Below are 19,933 nucleotides of genomic sequence, written 5' to 3'. Positions count from 1 at the left end.
CCCGGAAAATATCAAACGCGAAATGGAAGGGGCTGCCCCATAAGCCCATGAACACAAAAAGGCCGGATGGAAAGGTAATATATTCCATCCGGCCTTTTTGTGTTTTGGGGACGACTCCTTTTTTTTAATAAATAGAGATATTCGGGCATATCGTTAAGAGAACAGATGGGACAAGAAGGAGGTACTTATGCTTGATAAATTCGTAACCAGTATGGCAGCTCTGCGCATCTTCTCGGGTACGATCGAGATTCTGGCGGCGCTGCTTATGCTTAAGCTTGGAAGGGTGGATAAAGCGCTGGCCGTCAACTCGGCATTGGCGTTCGTCGGGCCGACGATTCTGCTCGTCACCACGTCCATCGGGCTAGCCGGCATCGCCGATAAACTTTCCTGGGGAAAGATGGTATGGATCGGCTGCGGAGTGGCTTGTCTCTTAATCGGTATTTTGAAGAAATGATAGATTTCCCTAGCATATTGGCAAAGTACAAGCATACACATGTGATATAGCAAAAACAATTCAATTAAGAGAAAGTTTTGGGCGGTATGGACATGCATGAAAGTAAGAGTTTTGGGGGTACGCCTATGAACCCGAGTTGGTTGACCGTATTTCCCGACAATCTTCGGGCCTTGCTGCTTAAGCTTCCGCCTTCTATCTTTCCGGGTTTGGAAGAGATTCGCATCCGTGAGGGGCGTCCGCTCGAGATTAACGCAGGCGGCCGCTACTTCTTCCTAACGCCCGAGGGGGAGATGACGAGGGATCCGGACGCGGCGTACAAGCCGGGCAAGCAGGACGGCAATCGCCTGCTTGACCTGATCACCAACCATTCGCTCTACACGATGGAAGAGGAGCTTCGCAAAGGGTTTATTACGATCGCCGGCGGCCATCGCATCGGATTGGCCGGAAGAACTCTGCTTAGCGGAGGGAGGGTGGAGCACTTGCGCGACATCAGCGGCTTTAACGTGCGGATTGCCCGGGAGATCCGCGGCATCGCCGACCCGATCCTGCCGAAGCTGCTGGATTTCAGGCATAAAACGGTGCACCATACCTTGATCCTGTCGCCGCCGCAGCAAGGCAAAACGACGCTGATTCGCGATTTGGCCCGTCAAATTAGCAGCGGAACCTGGGGACATCCCGAAGCGCTCTGGCCGGGGCTGAAGGTTGCGGTGATCGACGAACGCTCGGAGATCGCCGGCAGCAAGCGGGGGGTGCCCGGTTTTGACGTCGGTCCGCGAACCGATGTCATGGACGGCTGTCCGAAGGCGGAGGGGATCATGATGATGATTCGCTCCATGTCGCCGGACGTGCTGATCGTGGACGAGATCGGCCGCCCGGAGGATGCCGAAGCTTTGGCCGAAGCGCTGCACGCCGGAGTTCGGGTCATCGCTACGGCGCACGGGTCGAGCGTGGACGATCTGGCCGCCCGCCCGGCGTTGGCCAAGCTGGCGGAGAGCTCCTTCTTCCAGATGTACACGGTGCTGGCGCGAACGGAAAAAGGACTGGCATTCAAGCTGTGGGACGGCAAACGCCGAGGCATCCCGGCGGCCTCACCCGGCTGGAAAGGCAGGGAAGAACATGCTTAAGATGTTCGGGGCCGCGCTCGTCCTACTGACCGCCACATTGGCAGGCTGGCTGCAAGCCAGGCAGTTCGCCGCCCGGCCAAGCCAAATCCGACGGCTCATCCTCGCTTTAAAGCGGCTTGAGACGGAAATCATGTACGGCTTTACGCCCTTGCCGGACGCGCTCCGAAGAATCGGCGAGCAAAGCGGGGAGCCGATTCGGGCGATTTTCGTCAATGCGGCGGACAATATGAGTTCGGCTCACCCGTGGACCGCGCAAGAAAGCTTGGAGCAAGCCGTGACGAAGCTGTGGAAATATACCGCCATGAAGGCGCCCGAGCAGGAAGTCATCCGGCAGCTCAGCTTGACGCTCGGGACAAGCGACCGGAAGGACCAACTGGGTCATCTGGCCACGGCGGTGCGGCAACTGGAAAGCGAGGAATCCGCGGCACGGGAAGAACAAGCCCGCTATGAAAAAATGTATCGAAGCTTGGGACTTTTGTGCGGAGCGTTCATCGTCATTTTGTTCTACTGAATTCCATTTCCCTCCACGGCTGATTGTCGCCTGTGAAATCGTTAGTGAGGTGCCAAATCAATGAACATAGAAGTGAACGCCATTTTTCAGATTGCGGGCATCGGTATCATTATCGCCATGATCCATACGGTGCTGAAGCAGATGGGAAAAGAAGACATGGCGCATTGGGTGACGCTGATCGGGTTCGTTGTCGTCCTGTTCATGGTCATTCGGCTGCTTGACAGTCTGTTTCAGGAAATCAAATCGATTTTCTTATTCCAGTAGGTGATCGCTCCGTGGAAATCATCCAAGTCGTAGGGCTCGGGCTTATCGCTACCGTGTTGGTCCTGGTCGTCAAGGAACAAAAGCCGATGTTCGCTTTCCTGATCGCCGCAAGTACGGGCGTTCTGATCTTTCTGTACCTGATCGGCAAAATTGGCGGAATTATCGAGGTACTCGAGGATCTGGCCGAAAAATCCGGAGTCCAGATGATTTATCTGAAGACGATTCTGAAAATCATCGGCATTGCCTATATTGCCGAATTCGGCGCGCAGATCGTCCGAGATGCCGGGCAGGAGGGCATCGCCAGCAAGATCGAGATGGCGGGAAAAGTGCTCATCATGGTGCTCGCCATTCCGATCATCAGCATCATTATCGAGACCGTCATTAAGCTGCTGCCGGCTTAGCAGGCTGCATGGCATCAGATTGGGGAGAAGGACTTATGCTCGCTACGAACGAACGATGGCGCGGCCCTACGTTGCTCTTGATTTTTCTGGGCGTGCTGCTGTTTGGGTACATGCCCGTCATCGCCTCCGCCGAAGGGGAAGGGGATAACTGGATCCAGCGCCAGGCCGAGGAGCTTCCCACCGATCAGGTTGAAAAGTATTGGCAGCAGCTAATGAAGGATTACGGCGGTTTTTTTCCGGATCAGAAGGTTCCTTCATTTATGGAAATGCTTCTACAGCAGGACGAGAGCTTCAGTCTGAAATCGGGACTTAGCGGCCTGATGCGATATATGTGGCACGAAGTGTTATACAACGGGCACATCCTGGTGACCATCGTGCTGCTTACCATCTTCAGCATGATCCTGGAAACCCTGCAAACGGCGTTCGAACGCAAACAGGTCAGCAAAGTGGCCTACTCCATTTGCTACATGGTCATCCTGGTACTCGCGATCAACAGCTTCCACGTCGCGATCACGTACGCCACGAATGCGATCAGCGGAATGATCGACTTCATGATGGCGATGGTGCCGCTGCTGTTTACGCTCCTGGCCTCCTTAGGCAATGCGGTGACGGTGACGGTGACCCATCCGCTGGTCGTATTTATGGTTCACGCGGTCGGAACGGCGGTGCATACAATCGTGTTCCCGTTGTTGTTCTTCTCGGCGGTACTTCACATCGTCAGCTCGTTGTCCGACAAGTATAAGCTCACTCAGCTGGCCAATTTGCTTCGTACCGTCAGCATGGCTCTGCTAGGGGTTCTGCTCACCGTCTTTCTCGGCGTCATTTCCGTAAAAGGCATCGCGGGATCGGTGGCGGACGGGGTCACGCTGCGCACGGCCAAGTACCTGACCGGAAATTTCGTGCCGGTCGTCGGCAAAGTATTCGCCGACGCTACGGATACCGTCATCTCGGCTTCTCTGCTCGTCAAAAATTCGATCGGCCTGGTCGGGGTCATCATTCTGTTGTTCCTCTGCGCTTTTCCGGCGATCAAAATCATTACGCTGGCGCTGATCTTCAATCTGGCTGCGGCAGTCATGCAGCCGCTCGGCGATTCGCCGGTCATCGCTTGCCTGGAGACGATCGGCAAGAGCATGCTGTATGTTTTTGCGGCGCTGGCCGCCGTCGGCATGATGTTTTTCCTGGCGATCACGATCATGCTGACCGCCGGGAACATCACCGTCATGATGAGGTGAAACGCCAAGGACAAAACGAATGAACAAGGGGTGGTGATCATGCGTGAACTGGCTGTCGGAGTGGTTGAGAGAAATTATCTTCATCGTGCTGATCGCGGTTTTTATCGATTTGCTGCTGCCCAACCGCGCGATGGAGCGCTACGTCAAATTCGTGGTCAGCCTTTTGATCCTGCTGACGCTGCTATCCCCGGTCATGCGTTTCTTTGCGGCGGATGCCAAGGATCAGCTTGAAGCGGCTTTCGCCACCAGTTGGGACGGCATGGCGAGCGATTCTCGGAACCAAAGCACGGAAGCGATTCTACAGCAGGGCGAGAAGTTGAAGCGGAAGCAGGAATCCGAAGCGCTCGCCTGGGCAGGCGAGGAGGCAGCCAGACAAATGAAGGAACAAATCGAACGAACGACAGGGCAGCAGGTAGACCGGGTCTCCGTCAAGCTGAGAACGGAACCCGCCAAAGCGCAGGCGGGAGCCGACGGAACCCGTCCGGTTGCCGCGGAGCCGGTCATCTCCTCGGTCGAGGTGGTCCTGGCGCAGGTCAAGCCGGAAGAGGCCAGCGTTGATCCCGGTGCAGCCGGACGGGGGCCGGAGATATCGATCGCACCAGTAGAGAAAATTAATATCAACGTAAGCACAAAAGAGAATTCCGGCAAGGCCGTGGGTGAGGAAGATCGGATCGAGACTCAAAGCCGTGCGGCGATGGCCGACTCCGGCGACGAAGCGCGGGACGTAACCGCCTCGGGGTCGAACGACGATGGCGGCGGCAAGGCAGCGGGCGAGGCCAAGCCGGCGGCAGGCCGGTTGGTCTTGCAAATCGAAGAGCTGCTCCAGCAGAACTGGGGCGTAGATAGAGAGGCGGTTACGGTCCTTGGGGCCGCGAATCCTAAAGAAGATAATGCCGGGAGGTGATGAAAGTGCCGGGATGGCTGAAAAAACTGGAGCAATGGCTTGGTCGGGGAGCGGAAGGCAAAAAAACCGCAAGTACGTTTCGTTGGCTGCTGATCCTCGGGCTGGTCGGGATCGCCATTATGCTGTTCAATTCCTTCGTCAACGTGAAGCAGATGGAACCTAACGGCGAGGGGAGCCGCGAACCGCCTATGATGCAGGAAATCGCCGATTCGTCCGGATCCGCGGGCGGAACGGGGAACGATGATTTCAGCAGCATCGAAATGACGCTCGAAGGCAAAACCAAGGAGATCCTGGAAAAAATCGTGGGGGTCGGTGCGGTGGACGTGCTCGTAACCATCGATTCGACCGAGGAAATCGTGGTTCAACGGAATATTAAAGACTCGCAGGAACTAACGGAAGAAAGCGATGCGGACGGAGGGAAACGGCACATCACCCAATATACCCGGGATGGCCAGATCGTCACCTACGAGGCTTCCGGCAGCGAGCAGCCGATCGTCACCAAGAAGATCAAACCCAAGGTTCGCGGCGTGCTGATCGTAGCGCGTGGGGCCGAGAACAAAACGGTGAAAAGCTTGATCGTGGACGCTGTCGAGAAGGGCCTAAACGTACCGGCATACCGGATCTCCGTCGTTCCGCGCAAGCAATCGCAATAATCGATGATTCGGAGTCAGGATGTCTCTCGATCCATTTAAAATTTGAGGAGGAATTCCATTATGAAATCCAAAAGACAAACGATTTGGCTGGTTTCCATGCTGAGCTTGATGGTTATTTTATCCGCCTACTACTTATTTACGGAGGACGGACCGCAGACTTCGACGCCAACCGACGGACAGCATGTCAGCACGACAAATAACGGCATGACGCAAGACGGCGTTCTGGAAGGCAGCGGAAACGCGGGAGACGACGTGATCCTGTCGGAAGTGACTACGGACGGCAGCGAAAACGGCAGCGCCATCACGGACGGTACCGCAGGCGCGGACGAATCGGAACAAGCCGGCGCGGCGGACGGTGCCGAAAATCCGGATGCGGCGAAAAACGACGACGCTGCGGCTACCGGCGATGCGAAAGCGACGGATGGCAACAAGGCGGCGGAAGGCGCTCCGACTGCGGACGGGCAGAAGTCAGCCGCAACGGATGAAGATGTGCTGAACCAGTTGGAAGCCCAGGGCGTCTCCTCTACGGACACGTTGAATGCCTATCAATTTACCCGCACCCAGGAAAACATGAAGAAGCAAGAAGAGCTGATTCAGGCGATCAACGAGAACAAATCGCTGGAGGAAGCCGCCATGGCGCAGCAGGAATTAAGCGCATTGGAAGAGAAAGAAGCGAAAATCTACGACATCGAAGAAAGACTGAAACAGCAATATGCGAATGCCGTCGTACAAGAAACGGAAGACAAATTTAAGGTTGTCGTCGTCAGCGAGAAGATGGAAGCCAAGGAAGCCGTAAGCATTATGGACCTGATTATCAAGGAGCTGGGTGTTTCCCAGGACAAAGTCAGCGTTCAGTACGTAACGCAATAAAAGAGTGAAGCCAAATAAAAATGCGAACCGATAGGTTCCAATTGCGGGGAGGGTCCGAGGCAACTTGGACTCTTTCCATTTTGATCGATTATGATATAATACATAAAGTTATGAGCCGAGCGAGGCTTATGTTTTAAGGCCAAGGCTTTTCCTACAAAGCTGAAGGAGAGAGTGAAAATATGTTTAAGCTGAGTGAAATCAAAGAATTGATCGAACTGTTGGACCAAACGTCCGTGCATGAATTAGAAATCGAAAATGAAGGCGCTCGCTTGTGCATCCGCAAGCCCGGAGTAAGCGAAGTTGTTCATGTGCAGCCGCAGATGGTTGCCGCCGCGCCGCAAAATATCCAAGTCGCTGTACCGGCTCCGGCTCCGCAAGAATCCGCATCGGCGCCCCAAGCGACGGAAGCGGCCCGTTCCGCTGCGTCTGCCGCCAATTTACATACCATAGTTTCGCCGATGGTCGGGACGTTCTACCGTTCCTCGTCGCCGGAAGCCCAGCCTTACGTGAACATCGGCGACAAAGTCGGCGAGAAGACGACGGTTTGCATCATTGAAGCGATGAAGCTGATGAATGAGCTGGAGGCGGAAGTCAAAGGCGAGATCATCGACATCCTCGTGGAGAACGGGCAGATGGTCGAATACGGACAGCCTCTCTTTTTGGTGAAGCCGGAGTAAATCGAGGCGTACCGCCCCTATGCAGCTTCAAGGGCCGCTACCCTAGCTTTCCAAAGGAGGATACGAGAATCTCATGAAATTTCATAAAATATTGATTGCGAACCGCGGCGAAATCGCCGTACGGATCATTCGCGCTTGCCGCGAGCTGGGGATTTCCACCGTAGCGGTCTATTCCGAAGCGGACAAGGATTCACTGCACGTGCGGCTGGCCGATGAGGCTTATTGCATTGGACCGACGCTGTCCAAGGACAGTTATTTGAATTTGACCAACCTGATGAGCGTAGCGACGTTGACGGAGTGCGACGCGATTCATCCCGGCTACGGATTCCTGGCGGAGAACGCGGATTTCGCGGAAATTTGCGGCTCCTGCAACATAACGTTCATCGGCCCTTCTCCGGAAGCGATCACCCGAATGGGGGATAAAGCGATGGCGAAGCAAACGATGAAGGAAGCCAAGGTGCCGGTTATTCCCGGCTCGGACGGGTTGATTGAGGATCTGGACGAAGCTGTCATGGTGGCGCGCGACATCGGGTATCCGGTCATCATCAAAGCGACCGCCGGCGGCGGGGGCAAAGGGATCCGCATCGCCGAGGACGAGGAATCGCTGATCAAGCAAATTACAACGGCCCAACAGGAAGCGCAAAAAGCGTTCGGCAACGCCGGCGTCTATCTGGAGAAATATTTGACCGGCATGAAGCACGTGGAAATCCAAATCATTGCCGACAAGCACGGCAACGCCGTGTACCTGGGCGAACGCGATTGCTCGGTGCAGCGCCGCCGGCAGAAGCTGGTCGAGGAGGCGCCGTGTCCGGTGCTCTCGCCGGAGAAACGGCGGGAAATGGGCGAGGCGGCGGTCCGAGCCGCGAAGGCCGTCAACTATTCCGGTGCGGGAACACTGGAATTCCTATTGGGACAGGATGGGCAATTCTATTTCATGGAAATGAACACGCGGATTCAGGTGGAGCATCCGGTTACCGAAATGGTCACCGGCGTCGATTTGATCCAGGAGATGATCTCCGTGGCCGAAGGCAATCCGCTTTCCTTCACCCAGGAGGACATCAAGCTGAACGGCTGGTCGATGGAATGCCGGATCAACGCCGAGGATCCAGCCCGTAACTTCATGCCTTCTCCGGGCAAAATCGGCTTCTATTTGCCGCCGGGCGGACCGGGGGTACGCGTCGACAGCGGCGCTTATCCAGGGTATACGATCCCGCCCTATTACGATTCGATGATTGCCAAATTGATCGTTTGGGGACCCACGCGGGAGGAAGCGATCGCCAAGATGAAGCGAGCCCTGTCCGAATTCGCCATCGAAGGCATTCATACCACGATCCCCTTTCACCAGAAGCTGTTGGAGCATCCGACTTTCATCAAAGGCGACTTCGATATCAAATTTCTGGAAGAAAACGAGATATAGAAAGCCGCCGTATGTTTGTCATAATGAACCCAAAATGATATAGTATGTATAATAAGTGCGCGGTATCTATCGCTAGAGCAGCGTCATACTTATTGAGAGGTGGATGAATAGAATGAGCACTTTGCCAACGGAATTCGAACGTACGGATATTGGTGAAATTCAGATTGCCCCGGAAGTCATCGAAGTGATCGCCGGACTGGCGACCGTCGAGGTGAAAGGCGTAGCCGGAATGAGCGGCGGATTTGCCGGCGGCATCGCCGAATTGCTGGGAAGAAAGAATCTTTCCAAAGGCGTCAAGGTGGAAGTCGGCCAACGTGAAGCCGCGGTAGACGTATCCGTTATCGTCGAATACGGCAACCGTCTCCCGGAAGTCGCCTCGGAAATCCAGCGTAACGTCAAGCGCTCCATCGAAACCATGACGGGACTGAATGTAATCGAAGTGAACGTGCATATTCACGACGTCATTTTCAAAGCGGCCGAACGTGTGGAAGAAGTGGAAGCGACCCATCGCGTGAAATAACGATTGTGACGAACCCCCGACCGCTTCTCGGTCAGGGGTTTACTGTAATTTTCAGCTGGGACGAGCTGAAGTGTAACTTCAAACCTCTATTAAGGAGGCAATACCTGTCGTGGCCAAAATTTTAGACCGAATCCTGATGTTTGTTTACAGCTTGAGCATCGCGATCCTTTCCGTTTTCGTTATTCTATTGCTTACGGACGCCATTCCCCTGGACCTGAAGATGCTGGAGCAGCAGCCGTTCTACATCGGAGCCTGGGTGACAGCCATCGTCTTGCTGCTCATCAGCATCCGTGTTTTCTACATATCGATCAGCAGAGACCGGAGTTCGGCGACCTCGATTGACCAGCGCAACGAATACGGGGATATCCAAATTTCGGTGGAGACGATCGAGAATCTGTCCTATAAAGCCGCTTCTCGCGTGAGAGGCATCAAGGAAGTCAAGACGCGGATTCGAATCACGGAATCGGGACTGGAAATCGTGGTTCGTGCGCTTGTCGACGGCGAAACGTCGATCCCGGCGCTGACGGAGGAAGTTCAGCGACAAGTTCATGACCATGTCGAGGAAATTACGGGAATTCCCGTTTCCTACGTGTCGGTATACATTGCCAATCTGGTCCATTCCCCGGTCATCAAAAGCCGGGTTGAATAGGGGTGAGCAGCGGGGTGTTCTGGAAACAATTGTGGGAGAGTCACAAAGGACGCCTGCTTGGCGTAGCGGCGGCCGTGTTTTTATGCCCGATCTATCTGTTTTTCGGATTCTGGAATATGTTGTTCTGCGCCTTGCTGCTGTTTATCGGGTATACGATCGGCAAGCAGAAGGACTTGGAGGGAGGCCCGCTGCTGCCTTGGGGCACGATCTGGGAGTGGCTGTCGACGCGGTGGCGTCCCTTCAAATAAGATTTCGAATTCCTCATTCCCGTTTCCTGTGATATGCTTACTCCGGAAAAGAGCTAGGAACGTTTTCTTGCCCCTTTTGTGGAGTAAGCCTATTGCGGGTCTTTTTTTGTGTAAAGAGATATGCAGCGTTTGGCGGTGCCGGTGATGATTGAAGCGGTTTTGGTCCATGCTGAAAGATAAGAACAGGTTGAGGATTCACGTTTAGAAACTTTTTAGGAGGAAGCAGATGAAACGGCGTTTGGCGAGAGAGATTGCGGTACAGAGCATGTACCAGATGGAAATGAACGAGGTTGACGCCCACGAGGCGGTCACCATGCTGCTTACGGAAGCCATGGAAGAAAACGAAAGCGAGGTAGAACTGTCGGATGTGGACGCGACCCGGGCTTTCGTCCTCGAACTGGTTAACGGTACCTGGAGCCGGAAAGAGGCGATCGATACCCTGCTGGAGGATTATTTGAAAGGCTGGCAAATCAGCCGCTTGTCCAAAGTGGACCGGCAGGTGTTGCGTCTGGCCACGTATGAAATGATCTTCCGCGACGACGTGCCGGGCAAAGTGGCCGTCAATGAAGCAATCGAGCTGGCCAAACATTTCGGGACCGCGGAATCCGGCAAGTTCGTGAACGGCGTGCTTGGCAAAATGATTCAAGACGTCGATCAGTTGAAAAGCAACCGGTAATTTAATTTTAAGTAGAGGAGAGGACGAGCATGACGGCACCAATCATTAACGGAAAACAAATTTCGGAGGAAATCCGCAAGAATTTGCGTGAAGAGGTAAAGCGGCTGACGGAGCGGGGGGTTACGCCGGGACTGGCGGTCGTGCTCGTCGGAGAGGATCCGGCTTCGCAAGTGTATGTGCGAAATAAAGAGAAAGCATGCCATGAGCTGGGCTACTATTCGGAAGTTCACCGCCTCTCCGCGGAGACGTCGCAGGAGGAGCTGCTGGCTCTGGTGGACAAGCTGAATCATCAGACCCGTATTCACGGGATCTTGGTGCAGCTCCCGCTGCCGAAGCATATCGACGAGAAAGCCGTCATCGATGCGATTTCCGCGGAGAAGGACGTCGACGGGTTTCATCCGGTGAATGTCGGCAATCTGATGATCGGCGACGATAGCTTGCTGCCGTGTACGCCGGCGGGCGTCATCGAACTCATTAAACGCACGGGCGTTGAGATTGCCGGCAAACACGCGGTCGTCATCGGCCGCAGCAACATCGTCGGCAAGCCGGTCTCCTTGCTTCTGCAGCGGGAGAACGCCACGGTCACGATGTGCCATTCGCGTACGGCCAATATGAAGGAACTGACCCGGTTGGCGGACATTCTCGTGGTGGCGATCGGGCGCGCCAATTTCGTCGACGCCTCTTACGTGAAACCGGGCGCGGTTATCATCGACGTCGGCATGAATCGTCTCGAGAGCGGCAAGCTGGCCGGGGACGTCGATTTCGAAAGCGTAAAGGAAGTTTCCGGCCCAATTACCCCGGTACCCGGCGGCGTCGGACCGATGACGATCACGATGCTGATGCATAATACGCTGATCGCGGCGAAAAGACTGCAGGGGCTGGAGTAGGAGGCGGCTTGATGGATCCACAGCGGATTTTGACGGTCAAGGATTTGAACCGCTACATCCGGATGAAGCTGGAATCGGATCAGGTGCTCAACGACGTCTGGATTCGCGGTGAAATTTCCAACTTCACGCACCATTCCAGCGGACATATGTATTTTACGCTGAAGGATGCGGACAGCCGGATCAAATGCATTATGTTTGCGTCCCACAACCAGCGGCTGCCGTTTCGGCCAAAGGAAGGGACGCGCGTGATCGCCCGCGGCAACGTTTCCGTTTACGAGCGGGACGGGCAATATCAATTCTACGCGACGCATATGCAGCCGGATGGGGTCGGCAGCTTGTATTTAGCCTTCGAGCAACTGAAGCAGAAGCTCGAGGCGGAAGGGCTGTTCGCGCCGGGACGCAAGCGGCCTTTGCCGCGGTTCCCGAAGACGATCGGCGTCGTGACCTCGCCGACCGGGGCTGCGGTCCGCGATATCCTGACGACGCTCGGGCGGCGGTACCCGCAGGCCGCGGTGATCCTGCACCCCGTGCTCGTCCAGGGCAAAGGGGCTGCGCCTTCGATCGTGAAGGCCATCCGGACGCTGAACGTCATGGGCGAGGCCGACGTTCTGATCGTCGGCCGCGGCGGCGGCTCGCTCGAGGAGCTGTGGGCGTTTAACGAGGAGCAGGTCGCGCGTGCGATTTACGAATCGGCGATCCCCGTCATCTCGGCCGTCGGCCATGAGACGGACTTCACCATCGCCGATTTCGTCGCCGACCTGCGCGCCGCTACGCCCACTGCGGCCGCCGAGCTGGCCGTGCCGCATACGGCCGAGCTGCGCGCGCTCCTGCGCCAGCGCGAGCAAGTGCTGCAGCAGGGCTTGCAGCACCGCCTGCAGCAGGCGCGCGAACGGCTGCGCCGGCTGACACGCTCGCCGGCGCTGACGCAGCCGCGGCGCAGCCTGCTCCAGCACGCGGAGCGGCTGGACCGGCTGTCCTCGCGGCTGACCGGCCGCATGGAGACGCGGCTGCAGTTGGCCGGCGCGGCCCAGGACCGCCTGCACCAGCGGCTGTTGCGCTTCCATCCCCGGGAAGCGCTGCAGTTCGCGGGGCGCCGGCGGCGGGAGGCGGATCGCCTGCTGCGGCAGGCCATGTACGGCATCCTGCGGGAGAAGTCCGGCCAGCTTGCCTCGGGTCTTCGCCAACTGGACGCGTTAAGCCCGCTTAAGGTGATGGCGCGGGGCTACAGCCTCGTCTACGATGAACGAGGCGAGCGGCTCGTCAAGTCGTTGTCGGACGTCGAACCGGGCGACCGGATTACGGTCAAAGTCACGGACGGAGAACTGGATTGTCAAGTATGGGGCATGAGACCGGAAGGAGCTGAAGAAGATGAAGGAACAGGAAGCCACGCTTAACGCGGAAGGGCAGCAACCGGAACTGAATTTCGAGGAAGCGATGAACCAGTTGGAGGATATCGTTTCCCAACTGGAACACGGCGACGTGCCGCTCGAGAAAGCGATTGACCTGTTTCAGCAAGGGATGCGTCTTTCGCAATTATGCGGACAAAAGCTGGCTCAGGTGGAACGGAAAATCGAAATGATCGTAGAAGAAGACGGAGCGGTGGAGAAACAGCCGTTTCAGCCGCCGCTGGGCGATGGCGCGGATTTCTGAAGAGAGCGGTGATCTTGTTGCGGCAGCATTTAACGATAGAGGAATATGTGAAGGAAATTAGCGAAGCCGTCTCCGCCCGGCTGACCGCAAGCCTTCCGGCGGCTTGGGAAGTACCGGATACGCTGCGTCAGGCGATGGATTACTCGCTGATGGCCGGAGGGAAACGGCTGCGGCCGCTGCTCGTCGTGGCTGCGGCGGAGGCGCTCGGCGGCAGCCGGGAAGCGTCAATGCCCGTCGCCTGCGCCGTGGAAATGGTGCATACCTATTCGCTGATCCATGACGACCTGCCGGCGCTGGATAACGATGACTTCCGCCGCGGCAAACCGACGAATCACAAAATGTTTGGGGAAGCGATGGCGATTTTGGCCGGGGACGGTCTGCTGACGCATGCCTTCTACAATGTAGTTCAAGCGAGCCGCGAACACGGGGTGCCGGCCGCGGCGGCTTTGGCGATCGTGGAGGAACTGTCCCGCTACGCCGGACCCGGCGGCATGGTAGGCGGCCAAGTGGCCGATATGCAAGGCGAGCAGGGAGTGACCGACCTGGGTCGGCTGCAGTATATCCATGAGCACAAAACCGGTGACCTGATCGTGTTCTCGGTGAAAGCGGGCGGATATCTCGCTTCCGGTACGGCGGAGCAGCTCGAAGCCTTGGGGCGTTACGGACGGGCGCTGGGACACGCTTTTCAAATTCAGGACGATATCCTCGATTTAATCGGGGACGAGCGCAAGCTCGGCAAAAAAACGCAAAGCGACGTGAAGCAGCAGAAGGTGACCTATCCGTACTTTATCGGCATCGAGTCTTCCCGCTCCGAGGTCGATCGACTGACGCGCGAGGCGAAGGCAGCGGTGCAGGACGGAACGGTTCCGAACCCGCAGCGGCTGCTGGAAATCGCCGATATGCTGCTTCGCCGCGATCACTAAGAAACCGGATTTTCATGCGAAATCAGGGAAAAATGACTCGTTCATCCTTGGCATGTGATTTCGACATCATCGTGACATATGATATAATGAAAGCTATTATCATCTAGTGCAACGAAAAGCCGGTTTTCGCTTGCGGGCTTTTCGAACCCTACATTAAGGAAAGCGGGGAATGTCTGTGCTGCTTTCGAGAATACATGAGCCTGCCGATCTGAAAAACTTGTCCCTGGAGCAATTAACGCCGCTCGCTGCGGAAATCCGCCAGTTCTTGATCGAGAAGCTGTCGGTGACCGGCGGGCATTTGGCTTCGAATTTGGGCGTGGTGGAATTGACGATCGCTCTGCACTATTGCTACAACAGTCCGCAGGATAAACTGATCTTTGACGTAGGTCACCAGGCTTATGTACATAAAATCTTGACCGGGCGGATGGACCAGTTCGACACGCTCCGCAAACATCACGGGTTATGCGGGTTTGTGAAGCGAAGCGAGAGCGAGCATGACGTGTGGGAGGCAGGGCACAGCAGCACCTCGCTTTCGGCGGCCATGGGGATGGCGCTGGCCCGGGATTTAAAGGGCGAGTCCAACCGGGTAATCGCCGTCATTGGGGACGGTGCGCTGACCGGTGGAATGGCGTTCGAAGCGCTGAATCATATCGGTCATGAGAAGAAAGACCTGATGGTGATCCTCAACGACAATGAAATGTCGATTGCACCGAACGTCGGGGCTTTGCATAATTACCTGACCAAAATCCGCTCCGACCGCAATTACCTGCGGGCCAAGGACGAAGTGGAGCAACTGCTCAAGAAGATCCCGGCGATCGGCGGGAAGGTCGCCAAAACCGTGGAGCGGGTGAAGGACAGCCTGAAGTATTTGATGGTATCCGGCGTCTTGTTCGAGGAGCTGGGCTTCAAATACCTGGGGCCGGTCGACGGCCATGATTTGCCGGGCTTGATCGATTCCTTCAAGCAGGCGAATAACGTGAGCGGCCCGGTTCTGGTGCATGTCCTGACCACCAAAGGCAAAGGATATACGCCGGCGGAGCAGGATTCTCACAAATGGCACGGCATTACGCCGTACAAAATCGAGTCCGGCCAACTGCTGAAGGCGGTCGGCAATCCGATGTACACGGAAGTGTTCGGGCAAACGCTGATCGAGCTGGCCGAACAGGACGAACGCATCGTTGCCGTTACCCCGGCCATGCCGGGCGGTTCCGGATTGGTTAAATTCGCCGAACGTTTTCCCGGCCGCATGATCGACGTCGGCATCGCCGAACAGCATGCCGCCACGATGTGCGCCGCCATGGCGATGGAAGGCCTGAAGCCGGTGTACGCGGTGTATTCCACGTTCATGCAGCGGGCTTACGACCAAATCGTCCATGATATTTGCCGCCATAATGCGAACGTGATGTTCGCCATCGACCGGGCCGGATTCGTCGGCGCGGACGGAGAGACCCACCAAGGGGTTTACGATATCGCTTTTTTGCGGCATATTCCGAATATCGTATTAATGATGCCGAAGGATGAGAATGAATTGCGCCATATGATGAAGACGGCGCTGGAATATAATGACGGCCCAATCGCCTACCGCTATCCGCGGATCAACGTGCCGGGCGTTCCGCTGGACAAAGAACTGGTGCCGATTCCGATCGGTACCTGGGAACAACTGCGGGAAGGGGACAGCCTGACGCTCGTTGCGGTGGGCCCGATGGTGCAGGTCGCGGAGGAAGCTGCGGAAATGTTGAAACGCGAAGGCGTGTCCGCCGCCGTCGTGAACGCCAGATTTTTGAAGCCCCTCGACGGTGATATGCTGATAAGACTGGCACAGGGCAGCGGCAGGATGATCGTGCTTGAAGAGGCTTCGCAGGCGGGAGGCTTGGGCAGCGCCATTCTGGAATTCTACGCGGAGCAAGGGCTCAGTGGAATGGACATTCATCTGATGGGCGTCCCGGATCGGTTTATCGAGCATGGCAGCATCAAGGAGCAATTGGATGAAGTAGGCTTGACGTCCGAAAACATCGTTCACGAAGTGCAGAAATTACGGAGCAGCCAACATCTGGCCATGGGCAAAAAAGTAAATTATTGACGGGAGATTGGCATGTCGGTTTCCAAGGAACGCGTAGACGTCCTGCTCGTGGAGCAGGGATATTTCGATAGTAGGGAAAAGGCGAAAGCCGCGATCATGGCCGGACTGGTGTTCGGCGGACAGGAGCGGATCGAGAAGGCGGGAACGAAAATCCCGCGCGATACCGCGTTGTCCGTCAAAGGGGCGATCCATCCGTACGTCAGCCGAGGCGGACTGAAGCTGGAGAAAGCGATCAAGCGGTTCCAGCTTGATCTGACGGGACGCACGATGCTGGACATCGGCTCTTCCACCGGCGGGTTCACGGATTGCGCCTTGCAGCATGGCGCCGCCTATGTCTACGCTATCGACGTCGGTTACAATCAACTCGATTGGTCACTGCGCAACGATCCGCGGGTGAATGTCAAGGAACGCACCAACTTTCGCTATATGAGGCCGGAGGATTTGGATGGTCCGACACCCGACTTTGCCAGCATCGACGTATCCTTTATATCGCTCAAAATCATTTTGCCGCCATTGCTTGCGCTGCTCAAGAGGCCGGCGGACATCGCCGCGCTCATCAAACCGCAGTTTGAAGCCGGGCGGGAGAAGGTCGGCAAATCCGGAGTGGTGCGGGATTCGAGGGTACATCTGGAGGTGCTCGAGACGGTGCTCTCCTTTGCTGAAGAGCAGGGCTACGGGGTGGCCGGGTTGACCTTCTCCCCGATTACTGGCGGAGAGGGCAACATCGAATTTTTGGCCCATCTCAGGCTGGATGAAGCCGCAGCGGATCGCGCGCGGGAGCGGAAAGACGAACGGCTGTCGGAGATTCGCGAAATGGCGGCCAGTGTCGTTCAGGAAGCGTCGAACACCTTTGCGGGAGGCTCATCCAAGTGATGGGTCTTTTTCGCATGCAATGCACTTGAAAAACGAACGTTTGTTCCCTATAATAAAATCAAAACGCGATTTTGTCCTCATTCCCCTTATAAATTTGTTATCGCCTGACAGGAGCTGATCGCGGCGGCGTCGAAATAGAGGGTGAGGTGATAATCGGTGGGAGCATACTCTGACGGTCTTCTGATGGTTGTGATCGCGGGAATCGGCGCTTATTTGCTTTATCGCGGTTTTCGCTCCTGGGTTCGCAAGCCGTTTTCTTTAAGATCCGGCATCGGATTTGAAATGAATGAGGAGATATTGGAGCACCCTGCCGTGGACATGCTGGAGCAAGCGGGTTACGAGGTCGTTAGCGATAAATTGAAGGTGCCGCTTGCCTTTCGCGTGGATGGCGAACTGCTGCGCAGCCGTCTGTTTATCGACTATATTGCGGTCAAGAACGGGGAATTCTATCTGGTGAGAACCGCGCGGGAACGCCTCCCGATCGAATGGACGGGCAGCGGGGTGCGAAGGGAGCTCCTGCCGTTCCTGCTGCTGTATCCGGAATGCGCCGGCTTGCTGTACGTGGATCCGGATCAAGGGGAGCTCAAGGCCATCTCCTTAATGACGGACGATGACGAAGAAGATGAATCCGCCTGAATCGATTACGTTCGACCGACAGGCAAATGGAGGGCAGAATGAAAGGGCATAGACATATCAAAATTCGGGAAATCATTGCGGCAAGAGAAATCGAAACCCAGGACGAGTTGGTGGAAGCGCTGCGCGAGGCGGGTTACCAGGTCACCCAGGCCACGGTCTCCCGCGATATCAAGGAACTGATGCTGATCAAGGTACCAACGGACGATGGCAGGTACAAGTATTCCATGCCGACGGCCCAGCGCTACAACCCGGTGCAAAAGCTGCAACGGGCGTTGGTCGACAGCTTTGTGCACATCGATCATACCGATAATCTGGTCGTCATGAAATGCCTTCCGGGGACGGCAAATTCGGTGGCCGTGCTGCTCGATAATATGGAGTGGCCGGATTTGCTCGGCACGATTTGCGGCGACGACACGATTTTGCTGATCTGCCGGAACGAGGATTACAGCCGGTATCTGATCGAGCAAATTATGGGATACATATCTTAATCGAGTTTGAAGTTAGGGGAAGGGGTGCCTCGCATGTTGGTTCATTTATCCATTCGTAATCTCGCGGTGGTTGAAGCGGTGGACGTTTCGTTTGGTTCCGGCTTTCATGTTCTGACAGGGGAGACCGGCGCGGGCAAGTCGATCATTATTGATGCGCTGGGTCTGATTGCCGGCGGCCGGGGTTCGGCCGATTTGATCCGTTACGGCAGCGACAGGGCCGAGATGGAGGCCTCCTTCGATCTGCCCGCGGGACATCCGGTGTGGACGACTCTGGAAGGATTGGGAATCGCCGGAGATCCCGGCGAACTGCTGATCATCCGCAGGGAAATAAGCGTTCAGGGCAAGAGTTCGGCCCGCATTAACGGTCAACTTGTCAATTTGTCCATGCTGCGCGAGGTCGGCGACGAATTGATCAACCTGCACGGCCAACACGAGCACCAAACCTTGCTGCGCCCGGAACGCCATCTGGAGTTGTTGGACGCTTACGGGGCCGATTCGATTGATCCGGTGAAGGCCGCTTACCAGACGACGTACGCCGAATTCGTGCGGATCGAGAAGGAATACAACGAGCTTCGCAATACGAGCCAGCAAGCGCTGCAAATGCTCGATTTATACCGTTTTCAACTTGGCGAAATATCCGCGGCCGAGTTAAAACCGGGGGAAGATGAATGGCTTGCGGAGGAAAAGGTCAAGCTATCCCATAGCGAGAAAATGATGGAGTCCATTTCGAAAGCCTACGACCTGCTGTACGGTCCCCAAGGACTTGAGGCAATCGCAAAGGCGGTATCGAAGCTGAGCGAAGTGGCCGCTTATGACAGCAAAGGGATCTCCCCCCTTCTGGAGCAGCTGCAATCCGCTTATTATCAACTGGAGGACGCATCCTTCGGCCTGCGCAACTATCGTGAACGGATCGAGTTTAATCCCGAGCGGCTTGAGGAGGTGGAGGAACGCCTGAATCTGATCTCTACCCTGCGCCGCAAATACGGCGACGATATTCAAGGCATCCTCGCGTATTATGAGAAAATCCGTCAGGAAGCGGATGTTTTGGAGAACAAGGATGAGCGGCTGGAACAACTGCAGGCGGAGCGGGAGAAACTGACGGCGCATCTAATGAAGCAAGCGTTCGAGCTAAGTGCCGTCCGGCGCCGGATGGCCGATGAACTCGCTGCCCAGATCGAGATGGAGCTTAAGGACCTGCAGATGGGAAGAACGACTTTGCAAGTGAAGCTGTCATTCATGGAGGATGCTCATGGCTTGGAATGGGAAGGGAAGAGAATTCGTCCCGGCAAACACGGCATCGATAATGCCGAATTTCTGATTTCGCCGAATCCGGGAGAACCGCTCCGGCCGCTGAGCAAAATCGCATCCGGCGGTGAGTTGTCGCGGATGATGCTGGCCTTGAAGAGCATTTTTGCCCGGCATGAGCAAGTCCCGGTGCTGATCTTCGACGAAGTCGATACCGGCGTCAGCGGACGGGCAGCTCAGTCGATCGCCGATAAATTGTCGCGATTGTCCGCGATGTGCCAGGTGTTCGCCATTACCCACTTGCCGCAGGTGGCCTGCATGGCCGATCGGCAATACTTAATCGAGAAAGTCGTTGAAGACGGCCGCACGATGACCCGCGTCGAACCGTTAGATGAAGCGGGACGTGTAAATGAACTGGCCCGCATGCTCGGCGGGGTGGAAATCACGGAGAAAACCCAGCACCATGCCCAGGAAATGCTGAAGCTGGCACAGGCACAAAAGGATGGTTTCTTAAGTCCGGCACAATGATTGACAGTAATAAAACACCTGAC

At 56.1% G+C, this 19,933-nt stretch carries 24 protein-coding genes; all 24 read left to right on the top strand.

What is annotated here, in order from left to right; genetic code table 11:
* Window positions 1-187 precede the first annotated feature (187 nt).
* The 24 genes from ACZF99_RS15490 (at window position 188) to recN (ending at window position 19,910) form a co-directional block, all read left to right on the top strand.
* Window positions 188-454, top strand: coding sequence for a YqhV family protein (locus ACZF99_RS15490; RefSeq protein WP_068785162.1), 267 nt, complete (start codon window positions 188-190; stop codon window positions 452-454).
* Window positions 455-579: 125 nt separating this feature from the next.
* The gene (spoIIIAA, locus tag ACZF99_RS15485; RefSeq protein ID WP_178022791.1) at window positions 580-1,578 is read left to right on the top strand and encodes a stage III sporulation protein AA; all 999 of its coding nucleotides are present in this window, start codon (window positions 580-582) and stop codon (window positions 1,576-1,578) included.
* Complete coding sequence (spoIIIAB, locus tag ACZF99_RS15480; protein ID WP_178022790.1) at window positions 1,571-2,089, top strand: stage III sporulation protein SpoIIIAB; 519 nt, start codon at window positions 1,571-1,573, stop codon at window positions 2,087-2,089. Before spoIIIAA ends, spoIIIAB begins: the two co-directional genes overlap by 8 nt.
* Window positions 2,090-2,149: 60 nt before the next feature.
* Entirely contained in the window at window positions 2,150-2,353 is a 204-nt protein-coding gene (spoIIIAC, locus tag ACZF99_RS15475) for a stage III sporulation protein AC (protein WP_009225775.1), read from the top strand.
* Window positions 2,354-2,364: 11 nt separating this feature from the next.
* Window positions 2,365-2,754, top strand: coding sequence for a stage III sporulation protein AD (gene spoIIIAD, locus ACZF99_RS15470; protein WP_483605991.1), 390 nt, complete (start codon window positions 2,365-2,367; stop codon window positions 2,752-2,754).
* 35 nt (window positions 2,755-2,789) lie between these two features.
* Window positions 2,790-3,986 (top strand): stage III sporulation protein AE, encoded by a 1,197-nt coding sequence (gene spoIIIAE, locus ACZF99_RS15465; protein ID WP_483605990.1) that lies wholly within the window; start codon window positions 2,790-2,792, stop codon window positions 3,984-3,986.
* 43 nt (window positions 3,987-4,029) lie between these two features.
* Complete coding sequence (gene spoIIIAF / locus ACZF99_RS15460; RefSeq protein ID WP_483605989.1) at window positions 4,030-4,890, top strand: stage III sporulation protein AF; 861 nt, start codon at window positions 4,030-4,032, stop codon at window positions 4,888-4,890.
* Window positions 4,891-4,895: 5 nt separating this feature from the next.
* Entirely contained in the window at window positions 4,896-5,543 is a 648-nt protein-coding gene (spoIIIAG, locus tag ACZF99_RS15455; protein ID WP_483605988.1) for a stage III sporulation protein AG, read from the top strand.
* A 60-nt stretch (window positions 5,544-5,603) separates the two neighbouring features.
* Window positions 5,604-6,413: a SpoIIIAH-like family protein gene (locus ACZF99_RS15450; RefSeq protein ID WP_483605987.1), complete on the top strand. Its 810-nt coding sequence runs from the start codon at window positions 5,604-5,606 to the stop codon at window positions 6,411-6,413.
* Between the two features lie 179 nt (window positions 6,414-6,592).
* A complete protein-coding gene (gene accB / locus ACZF99_RS15445; protein ID WP_483605986.1) occupies window positions 6,593-7,090 on the top strand; it encodes an acetyl-CoA carboxylase biotin carboxyl carrier protein in 498 nt (165 codons plus the stop codon).
* Window positions 7,091-7,163: 73 nt separating this feature from the next.
* The gene (gene accC, locus ACZF99_RS15440; RefSeq protein WP_483605985.1) at window positions 7,164-8,507 is read left to right on the top strand and encodes an acetyl-CoA carboxylase biotin carboxylase subunit; all 1,344 of its coding nucleotides are present in this window, start codon (window positions 7,164-7,166) and stop codon (window positions 8,505-8,507) included.
* Between the two features lie 112 nt (window positions 8,508-8,619).
* A complete protein-coding gene (locus ACZF99_RS15435) occupies window positions 8,620-9,027 on the top strand; it encodes an Asp23/Gls24 family envelope stress response protein (protein ID WP_316548896.1) in 408 nt (135 codons plus the stop codon).
* 109 nt (window positions 9,028-9,136) lie between these two features.
* Complete coding sequence (amaP, locus tag ACZF99_RS15430; RefSeq protein ID WP_483605984.1) at window positions 9,137-9,676, top strand: alkaline shock response membrane anchor protein AmaP; 540 nt, start codon at window positions 9,137-9,139, stop codon at window positions 9,674-9,676.
* Between the two features lie 14 nt (window positions 9,677-9,690).
* Window positions 9,691-9,924, top strand: a complete 234-nt coding sequence (locus tag ACZF99_RS15425) for a DUF2273 domain-containing protein (RefSeq protein WP_483605983.1) — start codon at window positions 9,691-9,693, stop codon at window positions 9,922-9,924.
* Window positions 9,925-10,150: 226 nt separating this feature from the next.
* Window positions 10,151-10,600, top strand: a complete 450-nt coding sequence (gene nusB / locus ACZF99_RS15420) for a transcription antitermination factor NusB (RefSeq protein WP_483605982.1) — start codon at window positions 10,151-10,153, stop codon at window positions 10,598-10,600.
* A gap of 29 nt (window positions 10,601-10,629) precedes the next feature.
* Window positions 10,630-11,487: a bifunctional methylenetetrahydrofolate dehydrogenase/methenyltetrahydrofolate cyclohydrolase FolD gene (gene folD / locus ACZF99_RS15415; protein WP_483605981.1), complete on the top strand. Its 858-nt coding sequence runs from the start codon at window positions 10,630-10,632 to the stop codon at window positions 11,485-11,487.
* 11 nt (window positions 11,488-11,498) lie between these two features.
* A complete protein-coding gene (gene xseA, locus ACZF99_RS15410; protein ID WP_483605980.1) occupies window positions 11,499-12,881 on the top strand; it encodes an exodeoxyribonuclease VII large subunit in 1,383 nt (460 codons plus the stop codon).
* Complete coding sequence (xseB, locus tag ACZF99_RS15405) at window positions 12,856-13,137, top strand: exodeoxyribonuclease VII small subunit (RefSeq protein ID WP_483605979.1); 282 nt, start codon at window positions 12,856-12,858, stop codon at window positions 13,135-13,137. Before xseA ends, xseB begins: the two co-directional genes overlap by 26 nt.
* A gap of 17 nt (window positions 13,138-13,154) precedes the next feature.
* Window positions 13,155-14,060, top strand: a complete 906-nt coding sequence (locus ACZF99_RS15400) for a polyprenyl synthetase family protein (protein ID WP_483612759.1) — start codon at window positions 13,155-13,157, stop codon at window positions 14,058-14,060.
* A gap of 169 nt (window positions 14,061-14,229) precedes the next feature.
* Window positions 14,230-16,140: a 1-deoxy-D-xylulose-5-phosphate synthase gene (dxs, locus tag ACZF99_RS15395; RefSeq protein WP_483605978.1), complete on the top strand. Its 1,911-nt coding sequence runs from the start codon at window positions 14,230-14,232 to the stop codon at window positions 16,138-16,140.
* Window positions 16,141-16,152: 12 nt separating this feature from the next.
* Window positions 16,153-17,013 (top strand): TlyA family RNA methyltransferase, encoded by an 861-nt coding sequence (locus ACZF99_RS15390; protein ID WP_483605977.1) that lies wholly within the window; start codon window positions 16,153-16,155, stop codon window positions 17,011-17,013.
* Window positions 17,014-17,169: 156 nt separating this feature from the next.
* Window positions 17,170-17,649 (top strand): hypothetical protein, encoded by a 480-nt coding sequence (locus ACZF99_RS15385; RefSeq protein ID WP_483605976.1) that lies wholly within the window; start codon window positions 17,170-17,172, stop codon window positions 17,647-17,649.
* Window positions 17,650-17,687: 38 nt separating this feature from the next.
* Window positions 17,688-18,137, top strand: a complete 450-nt coding sequence (ahrC, locus tag ACZF99_RS15380) for a transcriptional regulator AhrC/ArgR (RefSeq protein ID WP_483605975.1) — start codon at window positions 17,688-17,690, stop codon at window positions 18,135-18,137.
* A gap of 33 nt (window positions 18,138-18,170) precedes the next feature.
* A complete protein-coding gene (gene recN, locus ACZF99_RS15375) occupies window positions 18,171-19,910 on the top strand; it encodes a DNA repair protein RecN (RefSeq protein ID WP_483605974.1) in 1,740 nt (579 codons plus the stop codon).
* Window positions 19,911-19,933: the final 23 nt, after the last annotated feature.

It is taken from the genome of Paenibacillus sp. JL3B1040 (genome assembly GCF_057063165.1).
Note: the sequence above shows the minus strand (reverse complement) of the source record. Positions and strands in the feature narration are given on the sequence as shown.

Excerpts from the sequence above, each read along its gene's own strand:
- ACZF99_RS15490 (WP_068785162.1), top strand. The coding sequence starts at position 188 with ATGCTTGATAAATTCGTAACCAGTATGGCAGCTCTGCGCATCTTCTCG.
- spoIIIAA (WP_178022791.1), top strand. The coding sequence starts at position 580 with ATGAACCCGAGTTGGTTGACCGTATTTCCCGACAATCTTCGGGCCTTG.
- spoIIIAB (WP_178022790.1), top strand. The coding sequence starts at position 1,571 with ATGCTTAAGATGTTCGGGGCCGCGCTCGTCCTACTGACCGCCACATTG.
- spoIIIAC (WP_009225775.1), top strand. The coding sequence starts at position 2,150 with ATGAACATAGAAGTGAACGCCATTTTTCAGATTGCGGGCATCGGTATC.
- spoIIIAE (WP_483605990.1), top strand. The coding sequence starts at position 2,790 with ATGCTCGCTACGAACGAACGATGGCGCGGCCCTACGTTGCTCTTGATT.
- ACZF99_RS15450 (WP_483605987.1), top strand. The coding sequence starts at position 5,604 with ATGAAATCCAAAAGACAAACGATTTGGCTGGTTTCCATGCTGAGCTTG.
- accB (WP_483605986.1), top strand. The coding sequence starts at position 6,593 with ATGTTTAAGCTGAGTGAAATCAAAGAATTGATCGAACTGTTGGACCAA.
- accC (WP_483605985.1), top strand. The coding sequence starts at position 7,164 with ATGAAATTTCATAAAATATTGATTGCGAACCGCGGCGAAATCGCCGTA.
- ACZF99_RS15435 (WP_316548896.1), top strand. The coding sequence starts at position 8,620 with ATGAGCACTTTGCCAACGGAATTCGAACGTACGGATATTGGTGAAATT.
- nusB (WP_483605982.1), top strand. The coding sequence starts at position 10,151 with ATGAAACGGCGTTTGGCGAGAGAGATTGCGGTACAGAGCATGTACCAG.
- folD (WP_483605981.1), top strand. The coding sequence starts at position 10,630 with ATGACGGCACCAATCATTAACGGAAAACAAATTTCGGAGGAAATCCGC.
- xseA (WP_483605980.1), top strand. The coding sequence starts at position 11,499 with ATGGATCCACAGCGGATTTTGACGGTCAAGGATTTGAACCGCTACATC.
- xseB (WP_483605979.1), top strand. The coding sequence starts at position 12,856 with ATGAAGGAACAGGAAGCCACGCTTAACGCGGAAGGGCAGCAACCGGAA.
- dxs (WP_483605978.1), top strand. The coding sequence starts at position 14,230 with ATGTCTGTGCTGCTTTCGAGAATACATGAGCCTGCCGATCTGAAAAAC.
- ACZF99_RS15390 (WP_483605977.1), top strand. The coding sequence starts at position 16,153 with ATGTCGGTTTCCAAGGAACGCGTAGACGTCCTGCTCGTGGAGCAGGGA.
- ahrC (WP_483605975.1), top strand. The coding sequence starts at position 17,688 with ATGAAAGGGCATAGACATATCAAAATTCGGGAAATCATTGCGGCAAGA.
- recN (WP_483605974.1), top strand. The coding sequence starts at position 18,171 with ATGTTGGTTCATTTATCCATTCGTAATCTCGCGGTGGTTGAAGCGGTG.